This window comes from Glycomyces luteolus (assembly GCF_027622875.1).
GTDB classification, from domain to species: Bacteria; Actinomycetota; Actinomycetes; order Mycobacteriales; family Micromonosporaceae; genus Glycomyces; species Glycomyces luteolus.
Map to the genome: position 1 here is coordinate 283809 of NZ_JAPZVP010000006.1, position 18863 is coordinate 302671.

Below are 18863 nucleotides of genomic sequence, written 5' to 3' on the forward strand. Positions count from 1 at the left end.
GGGTCGGGGCCACCCGGCCCCCCACCCCCCCCCCCGGCGCCCGGGCCGGCCCCCCCCCCCCCCCCACTACGACATCGTAGGGCTAACCGGCAACCGCCTCGGTACCCGCTTCCTCTTCCGGCACGAAGTCGATGCCGGCCTCGGCGCGCTGCTCGGGCGTGATGGTGGTGGGAGCCGAGGTCAGCGGGTCCATGCCGCCGCCCGACTTGGGGAACGCGATGACATCGCGGATCGAGTCGGACTTGGCGAGGATGCCGCAGACGCGGTCCCAGCCGAGCGCGATGCCGCCGTGCGGCGGGGCGCCGTACTTGAGGCCTTCGAGGAGGAACCCGAACTGCTCCTTGGCTTCCTCGTGAGTGAGGCCGAGCACGTCGAAGACGCGGCTCTGGACCTTCGCGTCGTGGATACGGATCGAACCGCCGCCGAGCTCGTTGCCGTTGCAGACGATGTCGTACGCGTAGGTGAGCGCGTTCGCCGGGTCGGACTCGAACTTGTCGATCCACTCCGGGTTCGGCGAGGTGAACGGGTGGTGGATCGCGGTCCAGCCGCCGGTCTCGGTGGGTTCGAACATGGGCGCGTCGACGACCCAGCAGAACGCCCAGGCGTCCGGGTCGATGAGGCCCACGCGCTTGCCGACCTCGAGGCGGGCCGCGCCGAGCAGCTCCTGTGCCTCGCGGCGGTCGGTGGACGCGGCGAAGAACACGGCGTCGCCGGCCTTGGCGCCGACGGCGTCGGCGAGCCCGGCGAGGTGGTCCTCGGAGAGGTTCTTGGCGACAGGGCCCTTCGGCTCGCCGGTCTCGGCGTTGAAGGTGATGTAGGCCAGGCCCTTGGCGCCGCGCGCCTTGGCCCAGTCCTGCCAGCCGTCGAGCTCCTTGCGGGTCTGCGAGGCGCCGCCGGGCATGACGACCGCGCCGACATAGCCGCCGGCGTCGATCGCGCCGGCGAAGACGCGGAACTCGGTGCCGCGCAGGTAGTCGGTGAGCTCGACGAGCTCCTGGCCGAAGCGCAGGTCGGGCTTGTCCGAGCCGTAGCGGTCCATGGCGTCGTGCCAGGTCATGCGCGGAATCGGCAGCTGGACCTGGTGGTCGGCGAGCTCGGACCAGAGGGCCTGGACGACGCGCTCGCCCAGGTCGATGATGTCGTCCTGGTCGACGAAGGAGGCCTCGATGTCGAGCTGCGTGAACTCGGGCTGGCGGTCGGCGCGGAAGTCCTCGTCGCGGTAGCAGCGGGCGATCTGGAAGTACTTCTCGAAGCCGCCGACCATGAGGAGCTGCTTGAACAGCTGCGGGGACTGCGGCAGGGCGTACCAGGTGCCGGGCTGCAGGCGCACGGGGACGAGGAAGTCGCGGGCGCCCTCGGGGGTGGAGCGGGTCAGCGTCGGGGTCTCGATCTCGACGTAGCCGTCCTCGACCAGGAGGTTGCGGGCGATGTGGTTCGCCTTGGAGCGCAGGCGGATCGCGTTGTTCGGGCCGGTGCGGCGCAGGTCGAGGTAGCGGTGGCGCAGGCGGATGTCCTCGGAGACGTCCACGTGGTCGTCGATCTGGAACGGCAGCGGCGCCGACTCGGAGAGCACTTCGAGGTTGGTCGCGGTGATCTCGATCTGGCCGGTGGGCAGGTCGGGGTTCTCGTTGCCTTCGGGGCGGCGCGCGACGGTGCCGGTGACGGAGACGCAGTACTCGTTGCGCAGCTTCTGGGCGGCCTCGGCGGCCTCCGAGTCGCGGAAGACGACCTGGACGACGCCCGAAGCGTCGCGCAGGTCCACGAACTCCACCCCGCCGTGATCGCGGCGACGCGCCACCCATCCGGCGAGGGTGACTTGCTGGTCGACGTCAGCGGCACTCAACGTGCCGGCGAGGTGTGTCCGATACACGGGTTCAAAACTCCTCGAAGGAAACGGTTGGTCGATTGGACCGGCGGAGCCGGTTCGCGGCGTGCGGGTCTCGCCTGGAACGCCGCGCCGAGGCCCGCTTCGCGGGCCTGGGCCGATGACATTCTCTCGAGAATCCGTGCCAGCAGCAATCGTATAACCGCGCGCAGCGCAGCGACTCGGCCGTGCCGCCCGCCACGGCGGACGTCACGCAGGTCACGCGACGAGCCCGCCAAGCGTGCGGCCGCGGGGCCGGTCGCGCGCCGCTCCGCTCATCCTTCAGCGCGCAAGCGCACTGAAGCCGAGGAGTCTCACCACGACGTCGAGGAAGCGGCGGGCGTCGGCGACGATCGCGTCGGCCTCTTCGGGGGTGACGATGTCGGGGATGCCGGCCTGCGCGAGGACCCGCTTGCGGGCGGTGCGGGCGAAGTGCGAGGCCCACTCCTCCAGTTCCGGGGCCACGCCCCGCAGGAGCTCCCAGGTGCTCGACGGGCGGCCGGGCCGCCGCCTGCCAGTGGCGTCGCCCGCCCGCACGGCGAGCACGGCCACGGCCACTCTGAGGGCCGCGAGATGAGCCTCGGCATAGCGTTCGCCGGGGCGGGTGCGTTCCGCCGCGTCGTCCAGGTCGACGCGGGCGGTGGCGAGGAGCTGGAGCGGGGAGCGGTTGGGGAGCTGGTCCGCGGGAATGCGCAGACGCGAGTTCTGCACGGTGCCCGCCTGCACCAATCGGGGCCCGCTCGCGCCGCGGGCTCCCACGGGCGAGGCGGATCGGGTGATGGCGGGTCGAGAAGCTGCCATGACGTGGGCCTCCTAAACCTGTTCGAACTTGCGTTCGAGAAATATGGAACCATACGGGTCCGACATTTCCAACCCCCATCGTCGCTCGAAATCAGCAAATGGCTACGGACTGTCGCGCATCCGACAGCACTCCCATTGCACGGCAATAGAAAAGGGCCGCGAACCTTACAGTTCGCGGCCCCTGGAACTCGCCTGCGGCACACCCGCTGTTCGAACGAACCGGGCGGCCGCGCTAAGCCGCCCAGTAGTTCGGACGGCCTACTCCGCGATCTCGTCGATCATGCGGAGGTGGCCGCGCGCCTCGTCGGCGCGGCCGAGCCGCTGCAGTGTGCGGCCGAGCAGCCTGCGGGCGTAGAAGTCCGCCGGGTTGGCCTCGACCATCTTCTCGGAGAGCTCGAGCGCCCGGTTCAGCTGCGCGGACTTGAAGTACGCGCGCGCGGCCAAGAGCATGACGTCCGGGTGGTCCGGGTGGTCGCGCAGCAGCGGCGCGAGGAACTGGAGGGCCCCGAGCGGGTCTTTGAGGGCCAGCATCTCCTCGGCGTCGCGCAGCCGCCGAGTCTCCTCGGGGACCTGGCGCGGCCGGGATTCGGAGTCGATGAAGGCGGCGATCTGGTCGTCGGTGATGTCGTCGTAGCGCATTCCGTGGACAACGCAAGCGCGCTTCGGATCATTCCCGGTGATCAGTCGTTGCGCAGCGCCGTCGCGACCACGATCACCAGCTGCAGCAGGCCCAGCGCCGACAGCAGCAGCCAGGCCGTCACCGCGATGGTGATCGCGCCGCCGATCCACTGCTCGTACTGTCCGCCGCCCGCGACGGCGATCACGCCCGCCGCGCCGAAGCCGAGCGCGACGACGAGTTCGCGGACCGACCGCTCCCCCAAGGTGGTCATGCCGAGGTCGCGCAGGCCGACCTGCCGGGCCCGGTTGCGGGTGAGCACGTACATCCAGCACAGCGCGCCGGTCACGGTGACGCTCCAGCCGGGCGCGCCGAGGAACCACAGCGCGAGCAGCCAGGACCCTTCGGAGAGGCGCGCGGCGAGCGGCTCGAACACCAGGACCCGGCGGGTGAGGCTCGTCGAACGAGCCGCGAGGAGCGCGTACGAGGAGTCGGCCAGCGCGGTGATCCCGATCAGCGGCAGGGAGGCCAGGATGATCGGTCCGCCGAGGAGGACGCAGAAGGGGATGAGGAGGCTGGCGACGAGGCCGACGCCGACGACGGCGCCGGGCTGGAACCGGGTGGAGAGGATGACCCTGCCTACAAGGGAGTCGGCGGGCACTCGGGTGCGCATGGATGTTGTTGTAGCAGACGGCATCAAACGCGCATTCGCAGCATCGAACATAAAAGAGGACTCTACGTGTCCGTGCGGTGACCGCAATCCCTCGATCGGGTTGCCGACAGTCCTAGGGGCGGAGGTTCTGCCAGACGCGCCGGGTGGAACGGGAGTGGTTGAGGGTGGTGAAGTGCAGTCCCGGGGCGCCTTCGGCGAGGAGCCGGGCGCCCATGTCGGTGGCGACTTCGACGCCGATGTCGCGGATGGCGTCGCGGTCGTCCTCGACGGCGCGGAGGCGTTCGGCGAGCGCTTCGGGGAAGCTCATGCCGGTGAGGACGGCGAACCGCTCGATCTGCTTGATGTTGGTGACGGGCATGATGCCCGGGACGATCGGGATGTCGCATCCGGCCGCCGCGACGGCGTCGCGCAGGCGCAGGTAGTCCTCGACGTCGTAGAAGATCTGGGTGATCGCGAAGTCGGCCCCGGCGCGGCATTTCTCGACGAAGCGGCGCACGCCGTTGTCCCAGTCGAGGTCGCGCGGGTGGCCTTCGGGGAAGGCGGCGACGCCGACGCTGAAGTCGCCGGACTCTTTGATGAGTTCGACGAGTTCGCGGGCGTGGAGGACGCCGTCGGGGTGCTTGACCCAGTCGGCGCGCGGGTCTCCCGGCGGGTCGCCGCGCACGGCGAGGATGTTGCGCACGCCGACGTTGGCGAAGTGGCCGATGAGGTTGCGCAGTTCGGCGATCGAGTGGTTCACGGCCGTGCAGTGGGCCATCGTCAGGAGCGTCGTCTCGGAGTTGATCCGTTCGGTGGTCTCGACGGTCTTCAGCCTGGTGGAGCCGCCCGCGCCGTAGGTGACGGACACGTAGTCGGCGCCGAGCCCCTCGAGGGCGCGGATGGTGCGCCAGAGGACGCCATCGGCCTGCTCGTCGCGGGGCGGGAACATCTCGAAGGAGAACTTCGGCATGCCCGAGCGCAGCAGATCACCGATCTTGGCGGTCTTCTGCGGCATCACGCTGGGCACTCCGAGAGTCATGCCTGCAAATGTAACGGCTCGGGTACACGTGTTCTGACCTGCACTGGCGACCACCCAATAGTTGGGACGGAGCGCCGGTCTCCTAGGGTTCGACGCGTGGAGCTCAACGACCGCATCGACGCCGCCCTGACCGTCTTCCTCGACCGTCAGGCCGCCGTGATCTGCGGGATCGACGACAGTCTCGGCGCGTATGCGGACGCGGTGCGCGATTTCGTGCTGCGGGGCGGAAAGCGCCTGCGCCCGGCGTTCGCGTACTGGGGCGCGCGGGGCGCGGGGCTCGCGGATTCGGACGAGCTGGTCGCGTGCGTGGCTTCACTGGAGCTGCTGCAGGCGTCGGCGCTCATGCACGACGACCTCATCGACGGTTCGGACACGCGCCGGGGGATGCCGTCGATCCACCGGCGGTTCGCCGCGCTGCACGAGGCCGAGGGCTGGTCGGGCCGGCCCGGCGGTTTCGGGGCGGCGGCGGCGATCCTGCTCGGGGACCTGTGCCTGGCCTGGTCGGACGAGCTGTTCTGCTCGGCGGGCATGCCGTTCGCGGCGGTCGCGGCCGCGAGGAGCGACTTCGACCTGATGCGCACCGAGGTGAGCGCCGGGCAGTACCTGGACGTGCTCTCGGAGGTGCGCCGGGACGTCTCGGAGACGACAGCGGCGAAGGTGGCGCGGTACAAGTCCGCGAAGTACACGATCGAGCGGCCGATGCTGATCGGCGCTTCACTGGCGGGCGCTCCCGAGCGGGTTCGGGCGCATTATTCGGCGATCGGACTGCCGCTGGGCGAGGCGTTCCAGTTGCGCGACGACGTGCTCGGCGTGTTCGGCGATCCGGCGCAGACCGGCAAGCCCGCCGGGGACGACCTGCGGGAGGGCAAGCACACGTTCCTCATCGCGCGGGCTTCGGCGTCGGCGGACGCGGCGCAGCGGGCGGCCCTGGACTCGGGGCTGGGCGACCCGAACCTCGATGCGGCAGGGGTGGAGCGGCTGCGGGCGGTCCTCATGGACACGGGGGCGCTGGCCGACACGGAGGAGCGGATCGCGGCGCTGGCGGCGGAAGCCGAAGCGGCGCTGGAGGATTCGCGTGCCGATGTAGATCCGGCGGCGTTGCAGGTCTTCGCGGGCCTCCTGGTCAAGGCCGTGAAGCGGGACTTCTAGTCGCCGTCCACGTTGGATTTCGTGTCTTTCGGTCGGCTTCCGTCACCCGAATGGGCCGAATGACACCCGCACGGGTGACGCAACGGTTACCGCCTGTCCCCTCGCTCGTTGATCGGAGTGAAGGACATGAAACGGACGGTGGGACACAGTGGGACTCTTCGGCGCCATCGGGCGCGAGGCCAGGGGCGCGTTCCGTTCCCTCGGTTACGATCTGCGCCAGTCGCGGCGCTTCCGGCGGGCCGGTGCGATCGCGGTGGTGGCGGTCGCGGGCGGCATGATCGCGACGGGCGCGCTGCTGTGCGAGCCCGTGCCGGGTCTGCAAGGACTCGGCGGCGAAGGCTCGGACATCACCGACGGCTGGTTCGGCCTGGGCGCCGACACGACCGGTCAGGACGCGGAGTCATCGGAGCAGGAGACCTCGCATTCGCCTTCCGCCGCAGAGGAAGCCGACGATCCGGAGGTCACGGCCTCGTCGCCCTCCGCCGATGCGCCGGGCAAGAACCTCGGCGACGCGCCCGGCCTGGTGCCGATCGGCGAGGAGACCTCCGACTCGGTCGAGGAGCACTCGCCGACGCCGACCGAGGAGCCCACCGAGGAGCCGACGGACGGGCCGACCACGGACGCGCCGACCGAGACGCCCACGGAGGAGCCCACCACGGACGCCCCGACGACCGCGGAGCCGACGCCGAGCGCTTCACTGCCCACGAGCGACGGCCCCACGCAGGAGCTGACCGCCGAGCCGACGTCGGATTCGAGCTCCGCGCAACCGAGCGCCGAGCAGGCCCCGCGCGGCTCGACCGCGCCGATCCCGCGCAAGGGCGCCATCGGAGACTGATCAAGCGAACGCGCTTCGGTCTTCACTGCACGTTCGGTGCGGCGAAGACTCGCCGACTACCTGCCGCGGTCCCAGTGGCGGCCCGGCGTTTCGCGGCCGCCGCGCCCCGGTGCGGCACTGCCGTGCTGCTTGCTATGCCGCCTTCTCCTCGGCGAGTTCGGCCCTGATCGCGGCGATGTTGCGCTTGACGGCGGCCACGTCGGGCCCGTCCTCGACCGCCTCGCCCCGCCGCTGGTCGCGGGCGACGAGCGTCGCCAGGTTCACCAGCTCCCGGTGCAGCTGCCCGAGCAGTTGCGAGGCCTCCTTGCCCCACTGCTTGTGCGCGCGCTGCCGGGCCTTGCGCCTGCTGCGCAGCGACCGCATCTCTGTGAGGTCGTCGGCCGTGATCACCGCTTCCTCCTGATCGGACATCGTGGTCACGAACCAGTGCCATTCCGCGCGGGCCGCGAAATGGTAGAGCACGAAGAACAGCCCGAGGATGATCAGGCCCTTCCCGTAGCTGAGCGGAATGCCCAGTGCGGACGGCATGCTCGACGGCAGCGGCAGGTTCCACAGGCCGTGCATCCCCAGCGCCAGCGCGTAGAGGCCGACCGCGACGCCGAGGCGGGTGCTGAAGCGCCGCCGGGTCTGGGTCACGAAGAACGCGATGCCGAGCCCGGCCGCGCCGGTGTACAGCGGGTGGGACCAGGGCCCGGCGACCAGGACTCGGGTGAACGTCACGGTGAGCGCCCCGGTGAGGTCGGAGTTGGGGTTCATGACCGCGTACTTGATGGCGTACGTGAGGTTCTCGACCACTTGGAAGCCCAGGCCCACGAGCGCGCCGTAGATGAGGCCGTCGATGGAGCGGTCGAAATGCTCGCGCACGATGAGGACGAGCATGACCACGCCCATGGCCTTGAGCCATTCCTCGTTGAGCGGCCCCACGAGGGACGGGGCCCAGGTGCGGGCCCACTGGGTGTCGGTGAATTCGGCGAGGACGACGAGCGCGGCGTCGTTCGCGAAGATGGCGAAGGCGACGGCGGCGAGCCCGCCCCAGCACATGGCCGCGGCGCGCACCGTGGGCGGTTCGCGCTCGAAGAGGTCGAGGCGGGCGAGGATGTCGAGGAAGAAGTACGCGAGGACCGCGTTCACGCCGATGGAGGCCCACAGGGCGGTGGCGATGTCGCCGTAGTCGGGCGAGAGGACGCGGCCGAGTTCGATCAGGCCGTAGACGAGGCAGGCGACGAAGAGCCAGTAGGCGGGGCGGCGGATGCGGACGAACGCGCCTTGGCTCTCGACGACGACGCGCTCCGTTCGGACGATCACTCTCCCTCCAGTTTGAAGGAGCCGATGAACGGGTCCGGGTCGACGGAGGCGCTGCTCGGATCGTCGCCGGGGGCGATGAGGATGAGGATCGCGGCCGCGCCGCCGTTCTCGCCCACGACGGTGATCGACCCGGCCGTGTCGAGGCCGACGATGTCGGCGCGGAAGCCGGAGAGGCCCGTCGCGGGGTGCTCGTAGGGGCGCTCGTTGTTGTAGGCGTAGCCGCGTTCGGCGGTGATCGGGTCCGCGCGGCGCACAAGGAGGTTCTCGAGGCTTTCGACGTGCGTGTCGACCTCGACGGTGGCGGTGAGGGCGCCGTGGCGGAAGTTCTGGCGCTGGTCGGCCATGTGGATGCCCGGGGAGGTCCAGCCCTCGCCGGGGAGGGTGAACTCGAGGCTGGCGCCGGTGACGGGGTAGGACTGGAGGTAAAGGGTCTCCCCCTTGTCGATGTCCTGCACGGAGTCGCCGAGGGCGCGTTCGATGCCGATCCAGAACGCCAGCGGCAGTGCGATGGCGAGGGCCGCGACCACGGCCTGCCACATGCGGCCTTGTTCGACCCCGAACCGGTTCAACCGGATGGTGGCGTCGCCCAAAGTCCCCTCCCCGAGCCTTGACACACGTGGATATCAAGGTACGGGAAGGGGACCGGGATTGGTCCCGATTTCCGCGACCGGGCGGTCGAACCTCCCTGTCGCGGAAGGAGGGTCGCCTCAGGCGACCTTGGCGGTCCAGCCGTGCGTGTCCTCGGCGCGGCCGTGCTGGAGGTCGAGGATGGTCTGGCGCAGCTGCATGGTGAACTTGCCGGCCTCGCCGCCGTTGACCTGGAACTCGCCGCTGCGGCCCTTGACGGTGCCGACGGGGGTGATCACGGCGGCGGTGCCGCACGCGAAGGCCTCGGTGAGCACCCCGGACTCGGCGTCGTCGCGCCAGCGCGCGAGCGAGTAGTCGGTCTCGCGGACCTCCCAGCCCGCCTCGGTGGCGAGCGTGAAGATCGCGTCGCGGGTGATGCCGGGGAGGATCGTGCCGAGCTTCGGCGTGTACAGGACGCGCTCGTTCTCGTAGACGAAGAACAGGTTCATGCCGCCGAGCTCGTCCACGTTCTCGTACTTGACGGCGTCGAGGAAGACCACCTGGTCGCAGCCGTGCTCGATGGCCTCGGCCTGCGGGAGCAGACTCGCGGCGTAGTTGCCGCCGCATTTGGCGGCGCCGGTGCCGCCCGGTCCGGCCCGGTTGAACTCCTCGGAGACCCACAGCGTGAGCGGCTTGGGACCGTGCTTGAAGTACGCGGCGGCCGGGGAGGCGATGACCAGGTACGTGTACTCCTTGGCGGGGCGCACGCCGAGGAACGCCTCGGAAGCGAACATGTACGGCCGCAGGTAGAGGCTGGCCTCCTCCTGGCTGGGCACCCAGTCGCCGTCGACGGCGAGGAGCTCGCGGATCGAGGCGAGGAACCACTCCTCGGGCAGGTGCGGCATGGCCATGCGCTCGGCCGAGAGGTTGAGGCGGCGGGCGTTGGCCTCGGCGCGGAACAGGCCGATGCCGCCGTCGGGGTAGCGGTAGGCCTTGAGGCCCTCGAAGATCTCCTGGGCGTAGTGGAGGACCGCCGCCGCCGGGGAGAGCGTGAGCGGCCCGTAGGGCTTGACGGTGGCGCTGTGCCAGCCGCGGCCCTCGGTCCAGGTCATCTGGAACATGTGGTCGGTGAAGCTGGTGCCGAAACCGGGGTTGGCGAGGATGCGGTCGCGCTCAGCGGCCGGGATCGGGTTCGGGTGCGGCTCGCGCCGCAGGTCGGGAAGACCGTCGCTGGTCATAGATCTGTCCTTCAATGCAAGTGGCTCGGGTGCGGTGCTGTATTTGGTCCTGATGCCTAACTTACCGCTCGTTCAGGTGGTCGGGCGGTGCGTGGCCCGGTCGGGCTTCGACACGGAAAAACGCCCGGCGAGGCGCTCTTGTCGGAGCGCTGGCCCGCCGGGCGTCGAAGCTGCTTGGGTGTTAGCTGAGCTGTCCGGCGACGTCGGCGGCTACTCGGTCGCCTACCTCGCCCGTGCGGATCTTGGTGCCGGAGTCGCGTCCGCCGAGTTCGCGCTCGACCGCGGCGTTCACCGCGATGGCGGCGTCGGTGCGGCCCAGGTGCTCCAGCAGGAGCGCGGTGGAGGAGATCGCGGCGACCGGGTCGGCGATGCCCTGACCGGCGATGTCGGGCGCCGAGCCGTGCACGGGCTCGAACGTCGACGGGTGCGTGTGGTCGGGGTTGATCGAACCGGTGGCGGCCAGTCCGATGCCGCCGGTCACCGCGGCCGCGATGTCGGTGAGGATGTCGCCGAACAGGTTGTCGGTGACGATCACGTCGAACGTGTGCGGCCGGTTCACCAGGAACATGGCGGCGGCGTCGACGTGCTGGTACTCGGTGGTGATGTCCGGGTACTCGGCGGCGACCTCGTCGAAGGTGCGCTTCCAGAGCCCGCCGGCGTGCACGAGCACGTTGGTCTTGTGGACCAGGGTGAGATGGCCGCGGCGGCGCTTGGCGCGCTCGAACGCGTCGCGGATGACCCGCTCGGTGCCGTAGCGCGTGTTGAGCGACTCCTCGGTGGCGATCTCGGCTGCCGATCCGGTGTGGAGGTTGCCGCCGGCGCCGGTGTACAGGCCCTCGGTGCCCTCGCGGACGACCACGAAGTCGATGTCGCCGGGCTTCACGTCGGCCAGCGGCGTGGGCGCGCCCGGGTAGAGGCGGCTGGGCCGCAGGTTCACGTACTGGTCGAACTCGAAGCGGAGCTTCAGCAGCAGGCCGCGCTCGAGGACGCCCGGCGGGACCGACGGGTCGCCGATGGCGCCCAGGAGGATCGCGTCGTGCCCGTCCAGTTCGGACAGCACGGTGTCGGGGAGGACCTCACCGGTGCGGTTGTACAGGCGGGCGCCCAGGTCGTACTCGGTCGACTCGTAGCCGGGAAGCGCCACGGCGAGCACCTTCTGCGCCTCGGCGATGACCTCTTGCCCGATCCCGTCGCCCGGGATGACCGCGATCCTGCTCATGCTGCCTCTCTGATTTCGTCCTCAGTCGCTGAAGCGAACTGGTGCGCCGCGTACGGCCTCCGACCGCCCCGTATCCCCATCGAGCTGTGCCGCCTAGGGAAATGCGGAATGCGGGCGAGTGCGTTCACCTTAACGCACCCGTCCCGCATTCCGACGAACGACTCTCAGCAGATGGAACCGGACCGGTGAACACCACAGAGGGCGGGCACCAGGCGGCCCGCTAGTCCTGCAGGGTCACCGTCTTGACGCCCTTGGCGCCGACCGACTCCTTGATGCGGCCGAGCAGCTCGGACGGCACCGGGGCGTCGAGGGCCATCGCCATGACCGCTTCGCCGCCGGCGGCCTTGCGGGCCACCTGCATCGCCGCGATGTTGATGCCCAGGTCGCCGAGCGCCCCGCCGATGAGGCCGACCACGCCGGGCCGGTCGGTGTAGCGCAGGAACAGCAGCGAGCCGTCCAGGTCGATGTCGAGCTCGAAGCCGTCGATCTCGGTCAGGCGCAGGCCGCCGTGCGGGCCGGGGCTGATCGTGCCGGACACCGTGAGGCTCCGGCCGTCGACGAGCGCGCCGCGCAGCGTGATCAGCGTCTGGTACTCCGGCGATTCCTTCGAGGTGAACAGGCCCACCTCGACACCGCGCTGGTCAGCCACGAGCGGCGCGTTCACGTAGGTGACCGAGTCGGCCACGTCCACGAACAGGCCCTTGGTGGCCGCGAGCTGCAGCACCGTGACGTCGTGGTCGACGACGTCGCCGCGTACCTCGACCGTGAGCGACTGGACGGGCGCGCCGGTGAGCGCGTTGAACGTGCGGCCCAGGCGCTCGGCGAGCGGCAGCAGCGGGCGCACGTCCTCGTGGACGACACCCCCGGCCTGCACGTTCGCGGCGTCCGGCACGAACTCGCCGGAGAGGGCGAGGCGCACGCTCTTGGCGACCGCGAGACCGGCGTTGTCCTGCGCCTCACGGGTGGAGGCTCCCAGGTGCGGGGCCGCGACCACGTTGTCGAGGGCGAACAGCGGCGAGTCGGTGCACGGCTCCTTGACGAACACGTCGAGGCCGGCGGCGGCCACGCGGCCGTCCTGCAGCGCGGCCGCGAGCGCTTCTTCGTCGATGAGGCCGCCGCGCGCGGCGTTGACGATCCGCACCCCGGGCTTGACCTTGTTGAACGCGTCCTCACCGAGGATCCCGACGGTCTCGGGGGTCTTCGGCAGGTGGATCGTGATGAAGTCCGACGAGGCCAGCAGCGTGTCGAGGTCGACGAGCTTCACGCCGAGCTTCGCGGCGATCGCGGGCTGGGCGTACGGGTCGTAGGCGACGACGTCCATGTCGAAGGCCTGCATGCGGGTGGTGACGAGCTGCCCGATCTTGCCGAAGCCGATGACGCCGAGGGTCTTGCCCTGGATCTCGACACCGGTGAACTTCTTGCGGTCCCAGCGCCCGGCGCGCAGCGAGGCGTCGGCGCGGGCGATGTGGCGGGCGCTGGCGAGCAGCAGCGTGATGGCCTGCTCGGCGGCGGAGACGATGTTGGAGGTCGGCGCGTTGACGACCATGACGCCGCGTTCGGTGGCGGCGGGCAGGTCGACGTTGTCGAGCCCGACACCGGCGCGGGCGATGACCTTGAGCTTCGGCGCGTGCTCGAGAGCAGGGGCGTCGATGGTGGTGGCGGAACGGACGATCACGGCATCGGCCTCGACCAGCGCGGCGTGGAGGGACTCCACGTTCGTACCGTCGATCTCCCGGACGTCGAAGTCGCCGGAGAGGACTTCGACCGCGGCGGGCGCGAGCGGGTCGGCAATGACCACGACGGGTTTCGGTTCGGTCATGGATACCTCGCAAAGGTAAGGAGAGACGGAGGACCGGGCGCGGCGCTGCGTCGTCGCGGCCAATGGTATGTCGAACGCGTTAACGACTCCTTACCGACCTGCCAAATCCCGGATGATGGAACTCCCCTCGCATGGCGGGCCCCACAGGTCACGCCTGGGACAGCCCGCACCTCACGAGCCGCCGCCCGTTTCGTGAGCCCCGCGGCTACTCGAAATGGGCGTCCTCGTCGAGGAGCTCCGCCGCGTCGCTCTCCGCTTCGGCCAGGACCTGCTTCACGACCGGGATCGCCACGCCCGACCCGTAGCCCTTGCGGGCGAGCATCCCCACGAGCTTGCGCAGCACGGCGTCGTCGGCCTGGCCCGCCATGGATCGGTAGCGACGGCGCGCGAGCTCCAGCGCGGCCTCGCGCTCGTCGTCGTCGCTGACCTGCTCGACCGCCGCGTCCACGAAGTCGGGGTCGACGCCTTTGCGGCGCAGCTCCCCCGCGAGGCTCCGCTTCGACAGGCCTCTGCTGCGGTGGCGGGATTCGACCCAGGCGCGGGCGAAGACCGCGTCGTCGATGAGGCCGACCTCGGCGTAGCGCTCCAGGATCTCGGTGACGATCTCCTCTTCGAAGCCCTTGCGGCGCATCGAGTCCCCGAGTTCGGTGCGCGTGCGGGGCCGGCCCGACAGCAGTTGGAGACAGTACTGCCGGGCCGCCTCGGGGTCGTTCGGCTTAGAAGTCGACCGGGGGTTCTTCAATCTCGTCCTCGATCGGGGCGTCTGCGGCGGCGGCGTCGACGCCGAGCTTCTCCTTGATCTTCTTCTCGATCTCCAGGGCCAGGTCCGGGTTCTCCTTGAGATTGGTCCGGGCCTTCTCCTTGCCCTGGCCGAGCTGGTCGCCCTCGTACGTGTACCAGGCGCCCGACTTCTTCACGATGCCGTGCTCGACGCCCATGTCGATGAGCGAGCCCTCCTTGGACACGCCGTGCCCGTAGAGGATGTCGAACTCGGCCTGGCGGAACGGCGAGCCGACCTTGTTCTTGACGACCTTGACGCGGGTGCGGTTGCCGACGGCCTCGCCGCCGTCCTTCAGCGTCTCGATCCGGCGGATGTCCAGGCGCACCGAGGCGTAGAACTTGAGCGCCTTGCCACCGGCGGTGGTCTCGGGCGAGCCGAACATGACGCCGATCTTCTCGCGCAGCTGGTTGATGAAGATCATCGTGGTGCCCGTGGTGTTCAGGCCGCCGGTGATCTTGCGCAGGGCCTGGCTCATGAGCCGGGCCTGGAGGCCCACGTGCGAGTCGCCCATCTCGCCCTCGATCTCGGCGCGCGGCACGAGCGCGGCCACCGAGTCGATGACGATGAGGTCGACGGCGCCGGAGCGGACCAGCATGTCGGCGATCTCCAGGGCCTGCTCGCCAGTGTCCGGCTGGCTGACGAGGAGGTCGTCGACGTTGACGCCGAGCTTCTCGGCGTAGATCGGGTCGAGCGCGTGCTCGGCGTCGATCATCGCCGCGACCCCGCCCTCGGCCTGGACGTTCGCCATAGCGTGCAGTGCGATGGTGGTCTTACCGCTGGACTCGGGACCGTAGATCTCGATGATGCGGCCCTGCGGCAGGCCGCCGACGCCGAGCGCCACGTCGAGCGCGATCGAGCCGGTCGAGATGGTCTTGACGTTCTGCTTCGGCTTCTCGCCCAGCCGCATGACCGAGCCCTTACCGAACTGCTTGTCAATCTGGGCCAAGGCGAGATCGAGCGCCTTGGACTTGTCCTGAGCGGAATTCATCCCGCCTCCCCTGGTTCCTGTCTGCTTAGCCATGCTGATTACGGTAGTCGCACCCACCGACAACCTAGGACAACGGCTTGTTCGAACAGGGCACATCTCGCAGAGATGAAGGAAGCACCGTCCGCGGCGGCGGCAGCGGCTCGGTTCGCAGCGGCGCGGGGAACGCGGACGAGCACCGCCCGGTGTGGCCGGAAGGTCAGCGCACCAGGCGCGACGGAATCCGCTCGGGCCAGGCGCGGCAGACGGCCATCCACACGGCCTTGGCGTTCTCGCCCTCGGCGAGCGCCTGGTCGATGGTGCGGCCGCCGAGCTGCCCGAGCGAGTGGTCGGAGGCGACCGACCGGGCGTAGGCGGCGCCGAAGGTCTCGTTCATCCGGTCCCAGAAATCGCTCTGCTTCATGCGCCGCTCCCCCGCTTCCAGCACCTTCCGGTGCGCCGTTCCTGCCGTTCCACCGGGACAACGGTAGGCGACACCGTGGGCCGGGGCCAACCGCAGGTGGCAAGATTGCCGGGTGCCTCGCGTCAGCCAAGAACACCTCGACTCCCGCCGTCAGCAGATCCTCGACGGCGCCCGGTCGTGCTTCGCCAAGTTCGGATACGAGGGCGCGACGGTGCGGCGGCTGGAGGAGGCGACGGGGCTCTCCCGCGGGGCGATCTTCCACCACTTCCGCGACAAGGACGCGCTGTTCCTCGCCGTCGCGTCCGTGGACGCCGCGGAGATGGCGGCGACGGTGGCCGAACGCGGCCTGGTGGGCGTGATGCAGGACCTGACGACGGGCGCGGACAAGCCCGAGATCGCGGGCTGGCTCGGCACGCAGCTCGAAGTGGCGCGGCGCCTGCGCACCGACCCGGAGTTCGCCGAGGCCTGGGGGCGGCGCCGCGAGGCGATCGCGGAGGCGAGCCGGGAGCGCTTGGAGCACCAGCGCGAGATCGGGGTGCTGCGCACCGACGTCGACATCGAGGTCCTCGGCGGATTCCTGCAGCTGATGTACGACGGCCTCGTGCGCTATCTCGCGACCGGCCGCGACGACTTCGACATCACGCGCATCCTCAGTCTCGTGGAAGAGGCCGTGCGCCGCCACTGAGCGGTCGATATCGAGGACTCGCGCATTGTGCCCGTCCCTCCGGCATTTGTCACCGCCTCAACGCGACACAAAACGCGCATGGTGTTCCTAGCTGGCAGACATTTACATTCATCATTACATTTTGCTAAACTTCTCCTTTAGTCGAAAAGACAATGTGTCGCTTCAGGCTCCTCCGCGGCGCGGTCCACCGACCGCGCTCTGTGCCTCTCACAGGCCGGTCGCGGCGCCACACCCCTATTGGAGGTCATAAATGATCACCCGACTCCAACCGATCGGTCTCCTCATCGGACGCGTCGTGCTCGGCGTCGTCTTCATCGCACACGGATGGCAGAAGTTCAATGTGAACGGGATGGAGGCGACGGCGCAGGGCTTCGAGGGCTTGGGCATCCCGGCACCCACGCTGTCGGCCTACTTCACCGTCGGCGCCGAGATCCTCGGCGGTTCGCTGCTTATTGTGGGAGCGCTCCTACCGCTCGCCGGGCTCTGGCTCGCCAGCGTCATGCTCGGCGCGATGTACTTCGTGCACCCGCTCAGCGGCGCGTTCTTCTCGCAAGAGGGCGGCTACGAGTACGTGCTCCTGCTGGCCGCCCTCTCGATCGCCATCGGCTTCTCCGGCGGCGGCGCGCTCGCGGTCGACTCACTCTGGCTGAACAAGGTGGGCGACAAGAAGGCCGAGGAGCCGGCGCGGGTCGAGAGCGTGGCTTAGCCTGCGCCCCGATTGAATCCGGAGCCTCTGAGCGGTACCGCTCAGAGGCTCCGGTCGTTCACGCCAGGAACCGTCGCACGCGGGCGCGGAGGCCCTCCGCGTCGAGCCCGTGCAGGCGCTCGTGCTCGGCGGCGGTGCCGTAGCGGCGCAGCTCCTCGCGACCCACGCCGATCGACAGCAGCCGGTGCGGCCGGTCCTCGTAGGCCTCGGCGACCAGCCAGGCGGACGTGCCCTCCAGGTAGGGCTCGACCATGACGATCGTGTCGCCGGTGTCCGCCGCCAGCTCGCGGAGGCCCGCGGTGTCGAGCGGGCGCGGCGTATTCGTGTACGCCACGGTGACATCGAGATCGGCCGTCGCCTCGAGCACGTTGTCGAGCAGCGGGCCGACCACGACCACCGTCGCGCGGGCGCCCTCGCGCAGGACGAGCAGTGAATCCTCAGGCACGGCGTGCGGGTTCTCGTTGTGCCGCAGCGAAAGACGCAGGTAGACGCTATCGTCGGCGCGCACCGCGCGGTCCAGCAGCGGCGGCACCTCCGCGGCGTGGCCGGGCACGAACACCCGCCAGCCCGGCAGCGTGTCGAACAGCGCCACGTCGCGCGGACTGAAATGCGTAAAGCTGCCCTCGGCCCAGTCGTACGAGGCGCCCACGCTCACCAGGACGCCACTCGTGCCCTGGTGCTCGAAGTCGAGCTTCACCTGCTCGAACGCCCGCTCCACTAGGAAGGGCGCATACGAGTGGGCGACCGGGCGCATCCCGGCCAGCGCCAGTCCCCCGGCGGTGCCGATCAGGAGCTGCTCGCGGATGCCCACATTGATCACGCGGTCCGGATGGGCCTTCATGGCCTCGGCGAACATCTCGGACGAGATGTCGGCGAGGACCACGGCGAGGCGCGGGTCGGCGTCGACGAGGTCGGTGAGGTGCGCGGCCCAGGCGTCGCGCATGGTCAGGGTCTGCCGGTCGTCGGTCAGCGGGTCGGCGATGAACACCATCGGTCTTCTCCAGTTCAGGGGCGGTGGACGGCGACGGTGACGTGCGGCCGGTCGGGGTGGTCGGTGGTGAAGGAGCGGTACAGGGCCTCGTGGTCGCTCGCGTCGACAGTGGCGGCGCTCCAGCCGTTCACTTCGAAGCGGGACGCGATGCCGCCGTTCCAGCCGTGGGAGGCCGAGCCGTTGTCGGCGACGATCACGTCGAGGTTCGCGAGGCCGGCGGCCCCGGCGTACGCGATCGCCTCGTGGTTCGACCCCTCGTCGAGTTCGGCGTCGCCGACGAGCACGAAGACGCGCGAGTCGGGGAAGCCGGTGGCGCGCAGGCCGTGTGCGGTACCGACGCCGAGCGGCAGGCCGTGGCCGAGGGACCCGGCGGACATCTCGACGCCGGGGACGAGGGTCGCGTCGGGGTGGGAGCCGAGCGGCGATTCGAGGGCGGCGACGTGGTCGAGCCATTCGACGGGGAAGAAGCCCTTGGCGGCGAGGACCGCGTAGAAGGCGCTGGGGCCGTGGCCCTTCGAGAGCAGGAAGCGGTCCCGGGCCGGGTCGTCGGGCCGCTGCGGGTCGATGCGCAGGACCCGGTCGTAGAGGACCCAGATCGGGTCGAGCGTATAGGTCTTGACGATCGGGTAGCGCACATCGGTCACGGTGCGGTGCGCGAGCGCTCGTACTTGTTCGATGGTGTCGTTCACGCCTGCGATCATGTAACTTCAAGTCGACTTGAAGTAAAGATCGAAGTGAGCAGGGCCACATGACTTCTCATGATCCGGCGACGATGCTGACCATCGGCGACTTCGCCGCCCGCGCCGGCGTCACGGCTTCGGCGTTGCGCTACTACGAATCGCTCGGCCTGATCCACGCTGTGCGCACGGGCGGGAACCAGCGCCGCTACCGCCGCGCCGAGCTGCGCCGCGTCGCGTTCATCCGGGCGGCCCGGTCGATCGGTTTGTCCCTTGAGGAGATCAAGGCGTCCCTGGACCGGCTGCCCGACGGGCGGATCCCGGACCGCGCCGACTGGCAGCGGCTCTCCTCCTCATGGAGTCGGCGCATCGAGGACCGCATCGCCCAACTGCGGAACCTCCAGGAGGAGCTCGACGAGTGCATCGGCTGCGGCTGCCTCTCGATCAGCAAGTGCGCGATCTACAACCTGGCTGACGCGCGGGCCGATGAGGGCGCGGGGCCGCGGCTCGGCTTCAAGGCCGGCTAGGTGC

At 69.9% G+C, this 18863-nt stretch carries 20 protein-coding genes; 5 read left to right on the forward strand and 15 right to left on the reverse strand.

Features of this window, described 5'->3' with window-relative positions:
* Window positions 1–82: 82 nt before the first annotated feature.
* The 5 genes from aspS to metF form a co-directional block, all read right to left on the reverse strand.
* Window positions 83–1870 (reverse strand): aspartate--tRNA ligase, encoded by a 1788-nt coding sequence (gene aspS, locus O1R50_RS10115; RefSeq protein ID WP_270109889.1) that lies wholly within the window; start codon window positions 1868–1870, stop codon window positions 83–85.
* Between the two features lie 276 nt (window positions 1871–2146).
* A complete protein-coding gene (locus O1R50_RS10120) occupies window positions 2147–2665 on the reverse strand; it encodes an SAV_6107 family HEPN domain-containing protein (RefSeq protein ID WP_270109890.1) in 519 nt (172 codons plus the stop codon).
* Window positions 2666–2923: 258 nt separating this feature from the next.
* Window positions 2924–3304 (reverse strand): tetratricopeptide repeat protein, encoded by a 381-nt coding sequence (locus O1R50_RS10125; RefSeq protein ID WP_270109891.1) that lies wholly within the window; start codon window positions 3302–3304, stop codon window positions 2924–2926.
* A 41-nt stretch (window positions 3305–3345) separates the two neighbouring features.
* Window positions 3346–3954: a hypothetical protein gene (locus O1R50_RS10130; protein ID WP_270109892.1), complete on the reverse strand. Its 609-nt coding sequence runs from the start codon at window positions 3952–3954 to the stop codon at window positions 3346–3348.
* Between the two features lie 112 nt (window positions 3955–4066).
* The gene (gene metF, locus O1R50_RS10135; RefSeq protein ID WP_270109893.1) at window positions 4067–4972 is read right to left on the reverse strand and encodes a methylenetetrahydrofolate reductase [NAD(P)H]; all 906 of its coding nucleotides are present in this window, start codon (window positions 4970–4972) and stop codon (window positions 4067–4069) included.
* 96 nt (window positions 4973–5068) lie between these two features.
* Here metF and O1R50_RS10140 point away from each other — a divergent pair, with 96 nt between their 5' ends.
* Window positions 5069–6121, forward strand: a complete 1053-nt coding sequence (locus tag O1R50_RS10140) for a polyprenyl synthetase family protein (protein ID WP_270109894.1) — start codon at window positions 5069–5071, stop codon at window positions 6119–6121.
* 148 nt (window positions 6122–6269) lie between these two features.
* A complete protein-coding gene (locus O1R50_RS10145; RefSeq protein ID WP_270109895.1) occupies window positions 6270–6956 on the forward strand; it encodes a hypothetical protein in 687 nt (228 codons plus the stop codon).
* A 132-nt stretch (window positions 6957–7088) separates the two neighbouring features.
* Here O1R50_RS10145 and O1R50_RS10150 read toward each other — a convergent pair whose 3' ends face one another.
* From O1R50_RS10150 to O1R50_RS10185, 8 genes are all read right to left on the reverse strand, one after another.
* Entirely contained in the window at window positions 7089–8261 is a 1173-nt protein-coding gene (locus tag O1R50_RS10150) for a PrsW family intramembrane metalloprotease (RefSeq protein WP_270109896.1), read from the reverse strand.
* Window positions 8258–8851: a hypothetical protein gene (locus O1R50_RS10155; RefSeq protein ID WP_270109897.1), complete on the reverse strand. Its 594-nt coding sequence runs from the start codon at window positions 8849–8851 to the stop codon at window positions 8258–8260. The genes O1R50_RS10150 and O1R50_RS10155 overlap by 4 nt, the downstream gene beginning before the upstream one ends.
* Before the next feature lie 117 nt (window positions 8852–8968).
* Window positions 8969–10066, reverse strand: a complete 1098-nt coding sequence (locus tag O1R50_RS10160) for a branched-chain amino acid aminotransferase (RefSeq protein ID WP_270109898.1) — start codon at window positions 10064–10066, stop codon at window positions 8969–8971.
* 181 nt (window positions 10067–10247) lie between these two features.
* Window positions 10248–11285 carry a 3-isopropylmalate dehydrogenase gene (locus O1R50_RS10165; protein WP_270109899.1) on the reverse strand — a complete coding sequence of 346 codons (1038 nt, stop codon included), beginning with the start codon at window positions 11283–11285 and terminating at the stop codon, window positions 10248–10250.
* A gap of 220 nt (window positions 11286–11505) precedes the next feature.
* Window positions 11506–13104, reverse strand: coding sequence for a phosphoglycerate dehydrogenase (gene serA, locus O1R50_RS10170; RefSeq protein ID WP_270109900.1), 1599 nt, complete (start codon window positions 13102–13104; stop codon window positions 11506–11508).
* Window positions 13105–13309: 205 nt separating this feature from the next.
* Window positions 13310–13846 (reverse strand): regulatory protein RecX, encoded by a 537-nt coding sequence (locus O1R50_RS10175; protein WP_270109901.1) that lies wholly within the window; start codon window positions 13844–13846, stop codon window positions 13310–13312.
* The gene (gene recA / locus O1R50_RS10180; protein ID WP_205325792.1) at window positions 13821–14873 is read right to left on the reverse strand and encodes a recombinase RecA; all 1053 of its coding nucleotides are present in this window, start codon (window positions 14871–14873) and stop codon (window positions 13821–13823) included. The genes O1R50_RS10175 and recA overlap by 26 nt, the downstream gene beginning before the upstream one ends.
* A 196-nt stretch (window positions 14874–15069) precedes the next feature.
* Window positions 15070–15273 carry a DUF3046 domain-containing protein gene (locus tag O1R50_RS10185; RefSeq protein ID WP_205325755.1) on the reverse strand — a complete coding sequence of 68 codons (204 nt, stop codon included), beginning with the start codon at window positions 15271–15273 and terminating at the stop codon, window positions 15070–15072.
* A 112-nt stretch (window positions 15274–15385) separates the two neighbouring features.
* On the opposite strand from O1R50_RS10185, the gene O1R50_RS10190 reads away from it, so the two are divergent.
* Together O1R50_RS10190 and O1R50_RS10195 are read left to right on the forward strand one after the other, a co-directional pair.
* Window positions 15386–15958 carry a TetR/AcrR family transcriptional regulator gene (locus O1R50_RS10190; protein ID WP_270109902.1) on the forward strand — a complete coding sequence of 191 codons (573 nt, stop codon included), beginning with the start codon at window positions 15386–15388 and terminating at the stop codon, window positions 15956–15958.
* A gap of 250 nt (window positions 15959–16208) precedes the next feature.
* Complete coding sequence (locus O1R50_RS10195) at window positions 16209–16664, forward strand: DoxX family protein (RefSeq protein WP_270109903.1); 456 nt, start codon at window positions 16209–16211, stop codon at window positions 16662–16664.
* A gap of 58 nt (window positions 16665–16722) precedes the next feature.
* On the opposite strand, the gene O1R50_RS10200 is transcribed toward O1R50_RS10195, so the two are convergent.
* Entirely contained in the window at window positions 16723–17607 is an 885-nt protein-coding gene (locus O1R50_RS10200) for a transketolase family protein (RefSeq protein ID WP_408612669.1), read from the reverse strand.
* A 62-nt stretch (window positions 17608–17669) separates the two neighbouring features.
* Window positions 17670–18344, reverse strand: a complete 675-nt coding sequence (locus tag O1R50_RS10205) for a transketolase (protein WP_270109905.1) — start codon at window positions 18342–18344, stop codon at window positions 17670–17672.
* A gap of 59 nt (window positions 18345–18403) precedes the next feature.
* Here O1R50_RS10205 and soxR point away from each other — a divergent pair, with 59 nt between their 5' ends.
* Window positions 18404–18859, forward strand: a complete 456-nt coding sequence (gene soxR, locus O1R50_RS10210) for a redox-sensitive transcriptional activator SoxR (RefSeq protein ID WP_270109906.1) — start codon at window positions 18404–18406, stop codon at window positions 18857–18859.
* The last annotated feature ends 4 nt before the right edge of the window (window positions 18860–18863 follow it).

Excerpts from the sequence above, each read along its gene's own strand:
- O1R50_RS10120 (WP_270109890.1), bottom strand. The coding sequence starts at position 2,665 with ATGGCAGCTTCTCGACCCGCCATCACCCGATCCGCCTCGCCCGTGGGA.
- O1R50_RS10125 (WP_270109891.1), bottom strand. The coding sequence starts at position 3,304 with ATGCGCTACGACGACATCACCGACGACCAGATCGCCGCCTTCATCGAC.
- O1R50_RS10130 (WP_270109892.1), bottom strand. The coding sequence starts at position 3,954 with ATGCGCACCCGAGTGCCCGCCGACTCCCTTGTAGGCAGGGTCATCCTC.
- metF (WP_270109893.1), bottom strand. The coding sequence starts at position 4,972 with ATGACTCTCGGAGTGCCCAGCGTGATGCCGCAGAAGACCGCCAAGATC.
- O1R50_RS10160 (WP_270109898.1), bottom strand. The coding sequence starts at position 10,066 with ATGACCAGCGACGGTCTTCCCGACCTGCGGCGCGAGCCGCACCCGAAC.
- O1R50_RS10165 (WP_270109899.1), bottom strand. The coding sequence starts at position 11,285 with ATGAGCAGGATCGCGGTCATCCCGGGCGACGGGATCGGGCAAGAGGTC.
- serA (WP_270109900.1), bottom strand. The coding sequence starts at position 13,104 with ATGACCGAACCGAAACCCGTCGTGGTCATTGCCGACCCGCTCGCGCCC.
- recA (WP_205325792.1), bottom strand. The coding sequence starts at position 14,873 with ATGAATTCCGCTCAGGACAAGTCCAAGGCGCTCGATCTCGCCTTGGCC.
- O1R50_RS10185 (WP_205325755.1), bottom strand. The coding sequence starts at position 15,273 with ATGAAGCAGAGCGATTTCTGGGACCGGATGAACGAGACCTTCGGCGCC.
- O1R50_RS10195 (WP_270109903.1), top strand. The coding sequence starts at position 16,209 with ATGATCACCCGACTCCAACCGATCGGTCTCCTCATCGGACGCGTCGTG.
- O1R50_RS10200 (WP_408612669.1), bottom strand. The coding sequence starts at position 17,607 with ATGCGCGACGCCTGGGCCGCGCACCTCACCGACCTCGTCGACGCCGAC.
- soxR (WP_270109906.1), top strand. The coding sequence starts at position 18,404 with ATGACTTCTCATGATCCGGCGACGATGCTGACCATCGGCGACTTCGCC.